At 72.9% G+C, this 14411-nt stretch carries 14 protein-coding genes; 3 read left to right on the forward strand and 11 right to left on the reverse strand.

What is annotated here, in order from left to right; translation table 11 throughout:
- Positions 1-53: 53 nt before the first annotated feature.
- A complete protein-coding gene (locus ACIQF6_RS05970) occupies positions 54-3281 on the reverse strand; it encodes an AfsR/SARP family transcriptional regulator (RefSeq protein WP_400890585.1) in 3228 nt (1075 codons plus the stop codon).
- Between the two features lie 70 nt (positions 3282-3351).
- The gene (locus tag ACIQF6_RS05975; RefSeq protein WP_400890587.1) at positions 3352-3810 is read right to left on the reverse strand and encodes a hypothetical protein; all 459 of its coding nucleotides are present in this window, start codon (positions 3808-3810) and stop codon (positions 3352-3354) included.
- Positions 3811-3936: 126 nt separating this feature from the next.
- Here ACIQF6_RS05975 and mug point away from each other — a divergent pair, with 126 nt between their 5' ends.
- Positions 3937-4509 (forward strand): G/U mismatch-specific DNA glycosylase, encoded by a 573-nt coding sequence (mug, locus tag ACIQF6_RS05980; protein ID WP_400890589.1) that lies wholly within the window; start codon positions 3937-3939, stop codon positions 4507-4509.
- Here mug and ACIQF6_RS05985 read toward each other — a convergent pair.
- The gene (locus tag ACIQF6_RS05985; RefSeq protein WP_400890591.1) at positions 4495-5265 is read right to left on the reverse strand and encodes a phosphotransferase; all 771 of its coding nucleotides are present in this window, start codon (positions 5263-5265) and stop codon (positions 4495-4497) included. The two genes, mug and ACIQF6_RS05985, sit on opposite strands and share 15 nt — an antisense overlap.
- Before the next feature lie 78 nt (positions 5266-5343).
- The gene (locus ACIQF6_RS05990) at positions 5344-5745 is read right to left on the reverse strand and encodes a YccF domain-containing protein (RefSeq protein ID WP_400890593.1); all 402 of its coding nucleotides are present in this window, start codon (positions 5743-5745) and stop codon (positions 5344-5346) included.
- Between the two features lie 361 nt (positions 5746-6106).
- On the opposite strand from ACIQF6_RS05990, the gene ACIQF6_RS05995 reads away from it, so the two are divergent.
- Complete coding sequence (locus tag ACIQF6_RS05995) at positions 6107-6346, forward strand: DUF397 domain-containing protein (protein WP_400890595.1); 240 nt, start codon at positions 6107-6109, stop codon at positions 6344-6346.
- Between the two features lie 114 nt (positions 6347-6460).
- The gene (locus tag ACIQF6_RS06000) at positions 6461-7429 is read left to right on the forward strand and encodes a helix-turn-helix domain-containing protein (protein WP_400890597.1); all 969 of its coding nucleotides are present in this window, start codon (positions 6461-6463) and stop codon (positions 7427-7429) included.
- A gap of 46 nt (positions 7430-7475) precedes the next feature.
- On the opposite strand, the gene ACIQF6_RS06005 is transcribed toward ACIQF6_RS06000, so the two are convergent.
- The 7 genes from ACIQF6_RS06005 to ACIQF6_RS06035 form a co-directional block, all read right to left on the reverse strand.
- Positions 7476-8303 (reverse strand): SAM-dependent methyltransferase, encoded by an 828-nt coding sequence (locus ACIQF6_RS06005; protein ID WP_400890599.1) that lies wholly within the window; start codon positions 8301-8303, stop codon positions 7476-7478.
- A 166-nt stretch (positions 8304-8469) separates the two neighbouring features.
- Positions 8470-8925 carry a hypothetical protein gene (locus ACIQF6_RS06010; protein WP_400890601.1) on the reverse strand — a complete coding sequence of 152 codons (456 nt, stop codon included), beginning with the start codon at positions 8923-8925 and terminating at the stop codon, positions 8470-8472.
- Positions 8926-9035: 110 nt separating this feature from the next.
- Positions 9036-9224 carry a hypothetical protein gene (locus ACIQF6_RS06015; RefSeq protein WP_400890603.1) on the reverse strand — a complete coding sequence of 63 codons (189 nt, stop codon included), beginning with the start codon at positions 9222-9224 and terminating at the stop codon, positions 9036-9038.
- Positions 9225-9577: 353 nt separating this feature from the next.
- Positions 9578-9997: an SHOCT domain-containing protein gene (locus ACIQF6_RS06020; RefSeq protein ID WP_400890605.1), complete on the reverse strand. Its 420-nt coding sequence runs from the start codon at positions 9995-9997 to the stop codon at positions 9578-9580.
- A gap of 113 nt (positions 9998-10110) precedes the next feature.
- Positions 10111-11718, reverse strand: coding sequence for a cytochrome c oxidase subunit I (gene ctaD, locus ACIQF6_RS06025; protein ID WP_400892134.1), 1608 nt, complete (start codon positions 11716-11718; stop codon positions 10111-10113).
- 203 nt (positions 11719-11921) lie between these two features.
- Positions 11922-12779 carry a zinc metalloprotease HtpX gene (gene htpX, locus ACIQF6_RS06030; RefSeq protein ID WP_400890607.1) on the reverse strand — a complete coding sequence of 286 codons (858 nt, stop codon included), beginning with the start codon at positions 12777-12779 and terminating at the stop codon, positions 11922-11924.
- Between the two features lie 105 nt (positions 12780-12884).
- On the reverse strand, positions 12885-14390 hold the full coding sequence (locus tag ACIQF6_RS06035) for an NADH-quinone oxidoreductase subunit N (protein ID WP_400892136.1): 1506 nt from the start codon (positions 14388-14390) through the stop codon (positions 12885-12887).
- Positions 14391-14411: the final 21 nt, after the last annotated feature.

Raw genomic sequence — 14411 nt, forward strand, 5'->3', positions numbered from 1 at the left:
TCGCCGGTCGGGCCGCGGAGGCACCAGGGGCGGGCCGCCGTGTTGACGGCCCGTCAGTTCAGCGCCAGCGCACAGCCCTCCGGGTCGGCCAGCTCCGTCCCCCGGTCCCAGGCGGCCCGGAACGCCGCGTCCCCGAGGGCGGCCGCGCAGGCGTCCAGGGTGGTGCGCAGGTCGGGGTCGCCGGCGTCGTGGCCGCCGCGGAGGGTGTGGGCGGCGGCCAGGGCGGTGGTGGCGGTGGCGGGGTCGGCGAGGGCGAGGCGGTGTTCGGCCCAGCCTTCCAGGACGTCGGCGCGGACCGGGCGGTCCTGGCTGGTGGCGGCCAGTCGGAGGGCCCGACGGTGCAGGGCACCGGCGGTGGCGGGGTCGGCGAGGCGCTGGTGGGTGCGGGCCAGGCCGGTGTGCAGGAGGGCGAGCAGGTGGAGGTGGGTGGGGGCGGTCGCGGGGAGCTGTTCGAGCCGGTGCAGTGCGCGGCGCTGGGTGGTCAGGGCGTCGGTCAGGTCGCCGGTGCGGCGGGCGAGTTCGCCGAGTGCGTAGTGGGCGGCGGCCTGCAGGTGCGGGTCGTGGGCGTGTTCGGCGGCGGTGCGGGCGCGTTCGAGGTCGGCCCGGGCAGCGACCGGGTCGCCGTTGCGGGCGTGGAGGCGCCCGGACAGCAGCAGGAGCAGGGGTGCGTTGCCGGCGCCGCCGGTCTCGGTGTCCCGGAGGGCGGCTTCGTCGAGCGCGGCGAGCGCCTCCTCGGCCGCGCCGGTGACGGCCAGCAGCGTGGCGAGGGTGACCAGCGCCATGGCCAGCCCCCAGCGGTCGCCCAGGGTGCGGAAGCCGTCCACGGCGGTGCGGGCGCAGTGTTCGGCCGGGCCGATCCGTCCGGCACTCAACTCGACGCGGCTGAGCACCAGTTGGGATGCGGCTCGGATCCACGGGTCGGTGTGCGCGCCGTACTGCCGGGCGGCCGTGCCGAGGGCGTCCGGGGGGCCGCCGGCGGCGAGCAGCAGGACGGCGGCGAGGGCGACCGGGTGGTCGGCGCCCCGGGCGGTGACGAGGGCGGCGCCGAACGCCTCGGGCGGCAGGGCGGCTTCGGCTGCGCGGAGCGGGGCGGTGAGCAGGTCGAGGATCACGCACCGGGCGTGTTCCTGTTCCAGGCCGGGCGGCGGGGTGGCGCCGTGCGCGGCGAGGACGGCCGCGGCCCGTTCGCCGGCCTCGTGGGCCCGGCCGCGCATCAGCCAGGGCCAGGTGCGGGCGGCGGCCAGCCGCAGGGCGTGTTCCGCCGGGCCGGCGGCGACGGCCCGGCGGAGGGCGGCGTCCAGGTTGTCCTGTTCGGCGTCGAGCCGGGCGAGTTCGACGGTCTGCCGGTCGGTCCGCAGCAGGGGTTCGGTGCGTTCGGCGAGGTCGAGGAAGCAGCGCAGGTGGGTGGCGGCGGTGCGGTCGTGCTCGTCGGCCTCGGCGAGCCGTTCGGCGGCGTAGGCACGGACGGTCTCCAGCAGGCGGTACCGGCCGTTGCCGCCGGTCGCCAGCAGGGACTTGTCGGCGAGGGCGGTCAGCAGGTCCTCGACCTCGGTGGGGTCGGGGGCCGGTCCGGTGGGCCAGTGTGCGGCGCAGACGGCGTGCGCGTCGCGGAGGGTGGCTCCGCCGGCGAAGACCGAGAGCCGGCGCAGCAGGACGCGTTCGTCCTGGTCGAGCAGGTCCCAGCTCCAGTCGATGACGGCGCGCAGGGTGCGGTGCCGGTCGGGGGCGGTGCGCGGGCCGCGGTCGAGCAGGCGGAGGCGGTCGTGCAGCCGGGCGGCGATCCGGTCGGGGTCGAGGGCGCGCATCCGGGCGGCGGCGAGTTCGATGGCGAGCGGGAGGCCGTCGAGTTCGCGGCAGATCCGGACGACGGGTTCGAGGGTGTCCCGGTCCGGGGTGAAGCCGGGGCGGACGGCTGCGGCCCGTTCGGCGAACAGGGCGACGGCGGGGTGGGCGAGGGCCTGCTGCGGGGTGCCGCCGGGTTCGGGGACGGCGAGCGGCCGTACCGGCCAGAGTGTCTCGCCGGGGACGCCGAGCGGTTCGCGGCTGGTGGCGAGCACGGTGAGTCGGGGTGCGGCGGTCAGCAGGCGGTGGGCGAGCCCGGCGGCGTCCGCGATCAGGTGTTCGCAGTTGTCGAGGACGAGCAGGACGTCGCGGCCGTCCAGGGCGCGGACGATCCGTTCGGTCGGCCCGCCGGGCGGTTCGCCGGTGGGCAGGCCGCCGGCGAGTGCGCCGGTCCCGGCGGGGCGGCACAGGGCGCTCAGCACGGCCCGGGCCGGCCCGTCCGGGCCGTCGGCGCCGGCGAGTTCGGCGAATCGGACGTCCGTTCCGGCCCGGGCGGCGACGGCCAGGGCGAGGCGGGTCTTGCCGACGCCGCCCGGCCCGGTGAGCGTCACCAGGCGGGAGTGGCGCAGGCGGTCCTGCACGGCCGTCAGGTCGGCGTCCCGGCCGATCAGCGCGGTGAGCGGCCCGGGCAGGGCGGTGAGCGGTCCGGGCAGGGCGGCGCGGGCGGCCGCGGCGGGAGGCGGCGCGGCCGGCCGGTGGCCGGACAGGACGTGCCGGTGGGCGTCGCGCAGTTCGGCGGACGGGTCGGCGCCGAGCTCCTCGGCGAGTGCCTGCCGGGTGCGGTCGAACGTCTCCAGCGCGGCGGCGCTCTGGCCGTTGGCGTGCAGGGCGCGGATCAGGCGGGCGGCGGTCCGTTCGCGCAGCGGGTGGTCGACGCCGAGACCGGTGAGTTCGGCGACCAGCCCGGGCAGGGTGTCCGGGTCTCCGAGGGCGAGCAGGGCGTCGGCGCGGTCCTCGACGGCGGCGAGCCGCAGTTCGGCAAGCCGGGCGGCGGGGGCGGCGGTGAACCCGGCGGCTTCGGCGTCGGCGAACGGGGCTCCGCGCCAGAGGTCCAGGGCGGCGTCCAATTCGGCTGCCGCGCGGGCGTGTTCGCCGGCCGCGAGGGCGGCCCGGCCGGTGGCGGCGCGCTGTTCGAAGTCCCAGGCGTCGATGTGGTGGCGGGGCAGGTCGAGCAGGTAGCCGGCGGGGTGCGAACCGATCGCGGTCCGGTCCTCGCCGAGTGCGCGGCGCAGCCGGGAGACCAGGGACTGCACGGCGCCGGCCGGTTCGTCCGGCGGGGCGTCGCCCCAGAGGTCGTCGACCAGCCGTTCGCGGGTGACCACCCGTCCCGGGTCGAGGGCCAGCCGTAGCAGCAGCAGTCGCAGTCTGGCGCCGCCCGGTCCGTCGACGGGCCCGTCGGCGCGCACCAGTTGCAGCGGCCCCAGGATGTTGATCCGCACTGTGTCCGTCCCCGTTCCGATCGGCCGGTGATCATTCTTGCGTCAGGGCCGTCGGGCTGTTCACCGCGGGTCAGTCCGCGGGCGGGGCGGTGCGGTGGGCGTCCAGGGCGGCGGTGAGTTCGTCCAGGGCGCCGGTGAGTTCGGGCAGGGCGTCGGCGGGAGCGCCGAGGGCGCACAGGATCCGGGCGAGCGGGGCGCCGTCGGCGGGGGTGAGCGGGCCGAGGGTGATGCGGCCGTCGTACCAGAGGGCGGCGCGTCTGCCGGTGGGGTGGTCGGCGTCGATCTCGGCGTAGGCGATCCGGTCGGCCTTGGACCAGCCGGCGATCCGCAGCGCGAATCCGGAGGGGAATCGCTTGAAGTCGTAGTCGGGTGTGGTGGACGGCTGTTGGAGCGCGTTGTGGAGCTCGTCCGTCATCCGGATGAGCGCCAGGCCGCGGGGCAGGCGGGTGATCCGCGCGATCGGGAGTTCGGCCGCCACGACGGTGATCAGCTCATCGGTGGCGATCAGGGCGTTCAGTTCGTATGGCATCGCCCCATTCTCCGTCCGAATAGTCATCAGGTCTGGAAAACAATCGAACTGGCTATCCATCCGATATACCGGACATGAACGTATCAAGTCCCCGTGGCCACCGACAGGTACGGCAGAGTGGTCCGGGTGACCCGCACTCCCCCGCCCCGCCCCACCGCCGAGCAGCTCGCCGCCGCCCAGGACACCACCATTCCCGACGTGGCCGCGCCGGGCCTTCGGGTGCTGTTCTGCGGCATCAACCCGGGCCTGTGGTCGGGCGCCACCGGCCACCACTTCGCCCGACCGGGCAATCGCTTCTGGCCGGCCCTGCACCGATCCGGTTTCACCCCGCGGCAGTTGGGGCCCGAGGAGCAGGACGAGCTGCTCGCACTCGGGCTGGGCATCACCAACGTGGTGGCCCGGACCACCGCGAAGGCCGCCGAGCTGACCGCCGAGGAGTACCGGGCGGGCGGCGAGGCGCTGGCCGCCCGGGTGCTGCGGCTGCGGCCCCGCGCCCTCGCGGTGCTCGGGATCGGCGCGTACCGGGCGGCGTTCGGGCGGCCCGGAGCGGCGGTCGGCCGGCAGCCGGAGACCATCGGCGACACCGAGGTCTGGCTGCTGCCGAACCCGAGCGGGCTGAACGCGCACTACACCCTGGACAGGATCGCCGCCGAGTTCCGCGCCCTGCGCGAGCACCTGGCGGCGTCAGTCTCCGAGTAGCGCCCGCTCGAAGCGGTCGCGCTCGCGCAGCACGTACGCGGCGTCCGACAGGTACATCAGGTGGTGCCCGTCGGCCAGGTGCGAGGCGAACGCGGCGCTGCCGGCGGCGGCCTCGGCCCGCATGTGGTCGACCAAGGCGTGCAGTCGGGCCGCGACGGCGTCCACCAGCCCGGCCCGACCGGCCCGGTCGAGCCCGTAGGCGTCGCAGAACTCCCGGGCGCGGGCGGCCTGTTCGTCCGGGGTGCCGAAGCCGTCGGCGTTCCCGGGGGCGGTGAGCGGGGCCCAGCGGTAGACGGCGTGGGCGACGTCCCACAGCCGGGGGCCGGGGTGGGCGGTGTCGAAGTCGATGACGCCGACCACCCGTTCGCCGTCCAGCACGCAGTTGTGCGGGGCGTAGTCGCCGTGGCAGATCACCTCGGCGGGCTCGCGGGCGGCCGACATCCAGCCCTCGGCCCGGTACCCGGCGGTGGCGTCGTGCAGGGCCCGCAGCACCCGGGCCGCGCTCAGCAGTGCGGTGCGGGACGCGGCGGCCGGGGTGGCCGGGTAGTCGGAGACCTCGCCGGGCAGGAAGTCGAGGATCTCCCGCCCGTCCGCCGTCAGCCCGTGGAACTCCGGCCCCGCGGTGAACCCGTTCGCGCGGAGGTGCCCGAGCAGCCCGTGCACGGCCGGCGACCACGGCCCGGTGGGCCGGAGCACCCGGTCACCGACCCGCTCCACCTGGTTGACGCCGCCCGTCAGGATCTCGCTGTCCGCCACCGTCCGCTCCTCCTCCGCCGCTTCCCGGAACGGACCGGTTGTACCCCGGCCCCGGGCGGCTGCCAACCGGGTTTCCGGTCAGCGGGCCCCGAAGCCGTCGTCGGTCCGGACGACCTCGCGGCCGAGCGGGGTGAGCGAGATCGGCACCATCTTGAGGTTCGCCCAGCCGAACGGGATGCCGATGATCGACAGGAACAGCGGAATCGACGTGACGATGTGGCCGAGCGCCAGCCACCACCCGGCGAACACCAGCCAGATCACGTTCCCCACGCAGGACGGCGCACCGGCGTCGGCCCGGACCACGGTGGTGCGGCCGAACGGCCAGAGCATGAAGCCGGCCAGCCGGAAGGACGCGATGCCGAACGGGATCGTGACGATCAGGACGAAGCAGACGATCCCGGCGACGGCGTACCCGATCGCCATCCACAGGCCGCAGAACAGCAGCCAGATGACGTTGAGCAGGAAGTTGATCAGCTTCATGCCTCCAGCGTCCCACGGTCGGGCCGGGCTGGGGAGCCGGTGCGACACGGTTGTGGCACGGGTGTGACGATCCGACCGGTCGGCGGCCGACGACCGCGGTTTCGCGTCGCCTTTTCGGTCATTGTTCGACCGATCATCCCGACCATTACCCAGTTGATTCGACCAGGATCTGATAACAAGTGTTCAGATCTCGTCACAATTCACCCCTACGGGGAATGGCGCGCCGCGCCACCCGGAGTGAATGATTTCGTCTCGCCCGAGCCGCGCAATTTCGCGCGGGATTGCGCAGGCCGCTCACCGCAGCCCCCGGCCGGACGGCCGGGGGCCCGGGCGGCGGTCCCATCAACAGGAGGTGCTTGGTATGGGCGAGTACACCAACGGCATGGCGGCGGACCTGATCGAGGCGAAGACACCGTGGGTGAAGGCCCGGCGCAGTTCGAACGTCGGCCAGTGCGTGGAGATGCGCAAGATGGACGACGGCCGGGTCGCTGTCCGACACAGCCTGGATCCGTCGGGCCCGGCGCTGATTTTCAGCGTCCAGGAGATCGCGGCATACCTCGACGGGGCGCGAAATGGCGAATTCGACCACATGGCCGTTTAATCACATGAGCTGACGACATTCCCCGGTTTCGGGGACCTGTCGTCATACCCTCCTCGCGTCAGCTATATTCGCCTTCCCGCAGAGGTTGGATTGATTGACGCGAGGGGGGATTTCATGGCGACAACCGGACGTGATGGGAACAGGACGAACGTCATTCCGTTCCAGCGCCCGCTGCCCGTGGTGGGCGAGGGCGAATCCTGGCCGCTGCCGGCCCTGCTGCTCGGCGCCCGGCTGAAGACGCTCCGGGGCGCGCGGCCCCAGAAGTCGCTGGCCAAGAAGACCGGCTACTCCCCGACGGTCTACTCCCGGATCGAGGCGGGCGCGGTCCGGATCGACAAGCCCGAAGCGATCGCGCTGATCCTGAAGGAGCTGGAGGTGCCCGCCGGGCCGGAGTTCGACCAGCTGATGGGCCTGGCGCGGGACGCCTCCGTCCACGGCTGGACGTCCTCGTTCCGCACCGCCTACCGGGACGCCGTGCCGGACGGGATGATCCGCCTGAGCGAGCTGGAGAGCCGGGCCAGCCAGCTGTACTCGGTGGAGACCGGGTTCGTCCCGGGCCTGCTGCAGAGCGACGCCTACCGCAGGGCCGTCACCGAGCAGACCCTGCTGCCCAGCCAGCGACACCTGGCGGAGCAGGTGATCAGGCTGCGCGCCGAACGGACCCGCCGGTTCTTCGCCGCGGAGCCGCCGCGCTCGGTGTTCTTCATCCGGGAGAGCGTGCTGCGCCAGGTGATCGGCTCGCGCGAGCTGATGGTGGAGCAGCTGGAGCGGCTGCTCTCCTTCGTCGAGACGCCGCAGATCGGTGTGCGCATCATCCCGATGGAGCTGTCCCTGGCCCTGCAGGTGTCCTCGGTGACCCGGCTGGAGTTCGAGGGGCACCTGTTCGCCATGCTCTCGGTGATCTACAACGAGTGGGCCGGGCGGGGCGACTACTACCGCGGCCCGCTGGACGGAGAGACCTCCTCCAACGAGTTCCTGGACTTCCGGCACGTGATCGACGAGGCCGTGCGGCAGGCTCCGGGCCGGGACGACAGCCGTCGGCTGATCGTCGAGGCGCTGAACGCCCACCGCTCGCGCAGCTAGGCCTTCCCTTCGAACCCGTGCCCGCCCGCACGGGCAGCCCGCCCGCTCACTCCACGGTGGCCAGCCCGCCGAACTCGACCCACTCGCCGGCCGCCCGGCGGGTGGGCGGAGCGCTGTCCGGCTCCCACCGCGCGACGTCCAGCAGGCCGGGGGCCTGGACGGTCAGCCGGTCGATGTCGAAGAAGCGGCGGACCTCCTCCTCCGTCCGCACCTGCCCCCAGCGCCCCCCGGTCCGCTCCGTCATCAGGTCGGTCACCTGCCGGCGGATCCGGCCGCTCCCGCTGACCAGCTGGCAGGCCACCACCACGCTGCCCTCGGCGAGTTGGCGCACCGTGCGCTCGATCACCGCCCGCGGGTCCTTGCTGTCCGGCAGGCAGTGCAGGACGGAGACGAACAGCGCGGCGACCGGCCGGGAGAAGTCGATGCGGTCCTGCACGCCCGCCCGGATCTTCGCGGTGTCCACCAGGTCGGCGGGCAGGATCGTCACGTTCGGGTTCTCGTCCAGCAGGGCGCGCCCGTAGGAGAGCACCATCGGGTCGTTGTCGATGTAGACGACCTTGCAGTCCCGGTGCACGGCCTGGGCGACCTGGTGCACGTTCTTCCGGGTGGGCAGGCCCGAGCCGTGGTCGAGGAACTGCCGGATGCCGTACCGGGTGGCGATGTGCCGGACCACCCGGACCAGGAACGCCCGGTTGCTGCGGGCCAGTTCGCGGGCACCGGGGGCGATCCGCAGCAGCTCCTCGCCCGCCAGCCGGTCGGAGTCGTAGTTGTTCCGGCCGTCGAGCAGCCAGTCGTGCATCCGCGCCACGCTGGGTCTGTCGGGGTCGAACTGCGGAAACGCTCCTGCGCCCTCGGCCACGCCACCGACCCCCATGCTCGAACTCCGCTCCACTACAAGGATTCTGATGGAGCATCGGTTCGGACCGAAGTGCGGCCACGCGAAACTACTCGCAAGGGTGAAGAAACCCTTGCGAGTATGGCGAACCGTGGCGAACGCGCCCCCGGCCGTGCGCCACTGGGCCGCGCGCCGCCCGCCCGGATCAGGTCTCGGCAGCCTCCGTCCCGCCGCAGGCCGGCCCGCCGCCGGCCAGCAGCCTCCGGGCCGCCATCAACTGGACGTGCAGCTGCGGCTCGTTGAGGCCCATCAGCTCGGCCGCCGCCCGCGGCGCCATGCCGAGCCGCACGTGCAGGAGCGCGGCGTCGGCGGCCCGGGCGGGCAGGGCCCGGTGCAGCCGGTCCTGCCGGTGGTCGCAGGACTGCCGGCTGGCGCGGGTGACGCTCTCCCGCAGCACCCGCCAGGTGAACGCGGCCGGGTCCTCGTGCAGCGCCTGCGTCCAGCTCGACTCGGCGCAGCGCAGCACCTGGTCGACCACCCGGCCGGCCAGCGGGCCGTCGCCGAGTCGGGCCCGGGCGTAGGCCTGGTAACTGTGGCAGTGGAGTTGGACGAATGCCGCGTAGCCGGAATCGGCTGTCGCGGACCTGCGCGGACGGGACACCCATGGCTCCTTCGACGTCGGCCCGGAATCCGGGCGCGGGCGCGGCGGGGTGGATCGGGCGACGGCGAACGCCCGGGCGCCGAGCGGCGGCCCGGGCGGTCGCGGCCGGATCAGCGCAGGTCGACCCAGCACCACTCGACGCGGGCCTCCTGGCACAGCCTCAGCAGGCCGAGCACCAGGGCGGTGCGCTCCCATTCGATCGGGCCGGCGGCGGACACCGCCCAGGCCAGTACCGGGACCGCCAACAGGGCCCGCAGCCGGGCCGCACCACGGACGGCGCGAAGTCTGCGCCATCCCACGCCCGGGCCGTCGGCCCTGCTAGCGTGGGCCACTTCGGGAAACCTCGTGCGTTCCCGGGAGGGTCGGTCATTCACAGGTGTGCAACCTCCTCTGATCGGCCCGAACCGCCTCGTCCGGTGTTCCAGCACCGGGCGGGGCTGCCCCGCTGCGGGGGTGGCCGTACCGCAGAATCTACCGGCCCCGGGCGGCCGATCCGGCGTCAACCGGACTGCGCAATCCCCCCGTTGGGCGAGTTCCGGCAAGCAGTCGAACCCGGTCGCAAAGCGTTCCCCACCGATCGTCGGCGGTCGCACCGGATCGACTCCGGGCAGCGAAAGACCCGCCCCGGACGGGGCGGGCCCGTTCGAAGCGGTCAGGCGAGGAGCTTGTCCTTGGCGCGCTGGTACTCCTCCTCGGTGATCGCACCGCTGTTCTTGAGGTCGGCCAGCCGGTGCAGGTCGTCCACGTGGCTCTTCGCGGACCCACCTCCCTCGGCGGCGCCCGGGGAGGTGCCGGCGGCGCGGCGGATGTAGTCCTGGAAGGCGGCGTCGGCCTGCTTGGCCTGGGCGACGTCGCGTTCGTGCATCGAGCCGCCGCGGACGATCAGGTAGACCAGGACGCCGAGGAAGGGCAGCAGGATCACCAGGATCGTCCAGCCGGCCTTGGCCCCGCCGCCCATGTCGTGGCTCCGGAAGATGTCCGTGATGATCTTGAACAGCAGGAAGAACCAGAGGATCCAGAGGAACAGCTCCAGCATCGTCCAGAAGATGTTGAGCAACGGATAGTTGTCCATGACGCTCCGATCCCGCGCACAGTCAGGCCGAACGTCCCCGCGCCTCGCACGCCTCAGGGACGAAACGATTCGTATCACCGCGATTCGGGCATCGCATGTCGGGCGGCGGGCGGTCAGTCCCGGCTGTTCTGCAGGCGGTCGAACTCGGCGATCTCGGGGTGGTGCAGGTCGAACGCCGGGGACTCGGAGCGCACCCGCGGCAGGGTGACGAAGTTGTGGCGGGGCGGCGGGCAGGAGGTCGCCCACTCCAGCGAGCGGCCGTAGCCCCACGGGTCGTCCACCGTCACCCGCGGCGCGTGGCCGGCGGTCCGCCAGACGTTGTAGAGGAACGGCAGGGTGGACAGGCCCAGCAGGAACGAGCCGATGGTGGAGACGGTGTTCAGGGTGGTGAAGCCGTCCGAGGCGAGGTAGTCGGCGTACCGGCGCGGCATGCCCTCCGCGCCGAGCCAGTGCTGGACCAGGAACGTGGTGTGGAAGCCGATGAACAGCGTCCAGAAGTGGATCCTCCCGAGCCGCTCGTCCAGCATCCGGCCGGTCATCTTCGGCCACCAGAAGTAGAAGCCGGCGAACATCGCGAACACCACCGTGCCGAACACCACGTAGTGGAAGTGCGCGACCACGAAGTACGAGTCCGAGACGTGGAAGTCGATCGGCGGGGACGCCAGCAGCACGCCCGTCAGGCCGCCGAACAGGAACGTCACCAGGAAGCCGACCGACCAGAGCATCGGCGTCTCGAAGGACAGCGAGCCGCGCCACATGGTGCCGATCCAGTTGAAGAACTTCACTCCGGTCGGGACGGCGATCAGCAGCGTCATGAAGGAGAAGAACGGCAGCAGCACCTGCCCCGTCACGAACATGTGGTGCGCCCAGACCGTGATCGACAGGCCGGCGATCGCGATGGTCGCGGCGATCAGGCCGGAGTAGCCGAACATCGGCTTGCGGCTGAACACCGGGATGATCTCCGAGACGATGCCGAAGAACGGCAGCGCGATGATGTACACCTCGGGGTGGCCGAAGAACCAGAACAGGTGCTGCCAGAGGATCGCCCCGCCGTTCGCCGGGTCGAAGACGTGCGCGCCGAACTTGCGGTCCGCCTCCAAGCAGAGCAGCGCGGCGGCCAGCACCGGAAAGGCCATCAGGACCAGCACGGCCGTCAGCAGGACGTTCCAGACCAGGATCGGCATCCGGAACATCGTCATCCCCGGCGCCCGCAGGCAGATGATCGTGGCGACGAAGTTGACCGAGCCGAGGATGGTCCCGAAGCCGGAGAACGCCAGGCCCATGATCCACATGTCGGAGCCGACACTCGGCGAGTGCACCGCGTCGTTCAGCGGCGCGTAGGCGAACCAGCCGAAGTCGGCCGCGCCCTGCGGGGTGAGGAAGGCGGCCACCACGATCAGCGAGCCGAACAGGTACAGCCAGTACGCGAAGGCGTTCAGCCGGGGGAAGGCCACGTCGGGCGCGCCGATCTGGAGCGGCATGAACCAGTTCGCGAAGCCCGCGAACAGCGGGGTGGCGAACATCAGCAGCATGATCGTGCCGTGGATGGTGAACAACTGGTTGAACTGCTCGGGCGAGAGGAACTGGATCCCCGGCCGGGCCAGCTCGGCCCGCATCAGCAGCGCCATCACCCCGCCGACCAGGAAGAACCCGAACGAGGTGACCAGGTACAGGGTGCCGATCTGCTTGTGGTCGGTGGTGGTCAGCCACGTCACCAGCACCCGGCCCCGGTGCGGACGGGTCGCCCGGCCGAACCGGCGGCGCGGCCCCGGGGGGACGGGCGGGCCGGTCACGCCCAGTTCGGCATCGCTCGGCAGTATCGTCACCGCACCGCACCTCCGGCCTCGGGTCTGGCAGTGCGTCCAGCACTACCAGCGGGGCCGAATGCCGGAGCGGACGCTCGCCGCGCCCTCCCCCGAAGGAATCAGCGGCCGGCCATCCGCTCCAGGCGGTCGATCCGCTCGCGCATCGGCGGGTGGGTGGAGAACAGCTTCGCGCCGACCTCGCCGGGCCGGAACGGGTTGGCGATCATCATGTGGCTGGCGGTCTGCAACTGCGGTTCGGGCGGCAGCGGGAGCCGCTGGGTGCCGGCGTCCAGCTTGCGCAGCGCGCTGGCCAGGGCCAGCGGGTCGCCGGTGATCCGGGCGCCGTCGGCGTCCGCCTGGTACTCGCGGGAGCGGCTGACGGCCAGTTGGATCAGGCTCGCGGCGATCGGCCCCAAGATCATGATCAGCAGCATGCCGAGCAGGCCCGGGCCCTCGTCGTCGTCGGAGCGGCCGAACGGGATCAGCCAGGCGAAGTTCACCAGGAACATCACCACCGAGGCCAGCGCGCCGGCCACCGAGGAGATCAGGATGTCCCGGTTGTAGACGTGGCTGAGCTCGTGGCCGAGCACCCCGCGCAGCTCCCGCTCGTCCAGCAGTTGGAGGATGCCGTCGGTGCAGCAGACCGCCGCGTTGCGCGGGTTGCGGCCGGTGGCGAAAGCATTCGGCGCGGGCGTGGGCGAGATGTAGAGCCGGGGCATCGGCTGCCGGGCCGCGGTGGAGAGCTCCCGGACGATCCGGTACAGCTGCGGGGCCTCGATCTCGCTGACCGGCCGGGCCCGCATCGCACGCAGCGCCAGTTTGTCGCTGTTCCAGTACGCGTAGGCGTTGGTGCCGAGCGCGATCAGCAGTGCCACCAGCAGGCCGGTGCGGCCGAAGAAACTGCCGATCACCAGGATCAGCGCGGACAGGCCGCCGAGCAGAACAGCCGTCCGCAATCCGTTGTGGTGGCGGTGCACTGCGGGCCCTCCTGTGGTGCCGGGGAAGCCGGTGGAGCAGCTTCCTTCTACCGGGATCAACGCGCCGAGCTGGCCCGATCGTTCCCTCCGGCATTCGACCACAGGTCAGAACAGGCTGCCCGACACCACCTGCAACACGAGTTGCGGAGCCACCGAGAGCACCACGGCGCCGCTCGCCGCGAGGCCGAGCGCACCGGCCAGCGAGGCCGGGACGCGGCCCTTCTCGACCTGGGCGTCGGCGGCCGGGGCGAACAGCAGCGCGGTCCACTTCAGGTAGTAGGCGAGCGCGATCACCACGTTCGCCGCCATCACCACGGCCAGCCAGCCCAGGCCCGCGTCGACGGCCGAGCGGAACACCACGACCTTGCCGAACAGGCCGACCACGCCCGGCGGCAGACCGGCCAGGCAGAGCAGGAAGAACGCCATCGCGAACGCCGCCCAGCGGTTGCGCCGGGCCAGCCCGCGGAACGCCTCCAGCCGGCCCGAGCCGCCGACCAGTGCGACCACGCCGAACGCGCCCAGGTTCACCAGGCCGTAGATAAGCGCGTACGCCACCGTCGCGCCCAGCGGCTCGGCGGAGTCGGCGTACCCGGCGGCGGCCAGCGGCACCAGCAGGTAGCCGGCCTGACCGACCGACGACCAGGCCAGCAGCCGCACCGCGCCGTACGGGGTGTCGGTGCGCTGCCGCAGCGCCGCCGCGTTGCCGACCGTCATGGTCAGCGCGGCCAGCACCGCCAGCACCAGGCCCCAGGTGTGGCCGTACGGGCGGAACGCCAGCGTGGTGACCAGCGCCAGACCGGAGAGGCCCGCCGCCTTGCCGACCACCGACAGGTAGCCGGCCACCGGGAGCGGCGCGCCGACGTAGGTGTCCGGGACCCAGAAGTGGAACGGGACGGCGGCGGTCTTGAACGCGAAGCCGACCAGGGTGAGCACCGCACCGGCCTCGGCCAGCGGCTTCAGCTGCGCGGGCGCGTGCGCCAGACCGTCGGCGATGCCCTGGAGCTGGATCGTTCCGGCGGCCGCGTAGACGAAGCTGACGCCGAGCAGCATCACGGCGGTCGCGGTGACGGAGGAGAGGAAGAACTTGAGCGCGCTCTCCGCGCCCCGGCCGTCCCGGCGCAGCGCGACCAGGGCGAACGCGGGCAGGGTGGCGACCTCCAGGGCGATCACCAGGGTGGCGAGGTCGCGGGCGGCGGGCAGCAGGGCGGCGCCGCAGGCGGAGGAGAGCAGCAGGAACCAGTACTCGCCGCCGGGCAGTTTCTCGTCCTCGACGGTGTGCAGCGAGAGCAGCGCGGTGAGCAGCGCGCCGCCGAGGGCCAGCAGCTGGAAGGCGAGCGCGAAGTGGTCGGCGGTGTAGGAGCAGCCGCCGCCGCTGCGGAAGCAGAAGGTGGAGCGGGTGTCGCCGAGCACCAGCGGCAGCAGCATGGCGAGCGCGGCCAGCAGCCCGGCGGCGCTGAACCAGCCCAGCAGGCGCTTGCGGGCCGCGGGCAGGAACAGGTCGGCGACCAGCACGGCGAGGGCGGCGAGCGCGGCGATCAGCGGCGGGGCGACGGCCGCCCAGTCGACGGACTGGATCAGGCCGCCCGGGTCGGCGACGGCGAGCGGAGTCATGAGGGGCTGCCCCAGGTCGTG

The sequence above is a fragment of the Kitasatospora sp. NPDC092948 genome, from assembly GCF_044754805.1.
In the GTDB taxonomy this organism is placed as follows: domain Bacteria; phylum Actinomycetota; class Actinomycetes; order Streptomycetales; family Streptomycetaceae; genus Kitasatospora.

Coding starts and splice junctions, on each gene's coding strand:
- ACIQF6_RS05975 (WP_400890587.1), bottom strand. CDS start 3,810: ATGCCATACGAACTGAACGCCCTGATCGCCACCGATGAGCTGATCACC.
- ACIQF6_RS05990 (WP_400890593.1), bottom strand. CDS start 5,745: ATGAAGCTGATCAACTTCCTGCTCAACGTCATCTGGCTGCTGTTCTGC.
- ACIQF6_RS05995 (WP_400890595.1), top strand. CDS start 6,107: ATGGGCGAGTACACCAACGGCATGGCGGCGGACCTGATCGAGGCGAAG.
- ACIQF6_RS06000 (WP_400890597.1), top strand. CDS start 6,461: ATGGCGACAACCGGACGTGATGGGAACAGGACGAACGTCATTCCGTTC.
- ACIQF6_RS06005 (WP_400890599.1), bottom strand. CDS start 8,303: ATGGGGGTCGGTGGCGTGGCCGAGGGCGCAGGAGCGTTTCCGCAGTTC.
- ACIQF6_RS06020 (WP_400890605.1), bottom strand. CDS start 9,997: ATGGACAACTATCCGTTGCTCAACATCTTCTGGACGATGCTGGAGCTG.
- ACIQF6_RS06035 (WP_400892136.1), bottom strand. CDS start 14,390: ATGACTCCGCTCGCCGTCGCCGACCCGGGCGGCCTGATCCAGTCCGTC.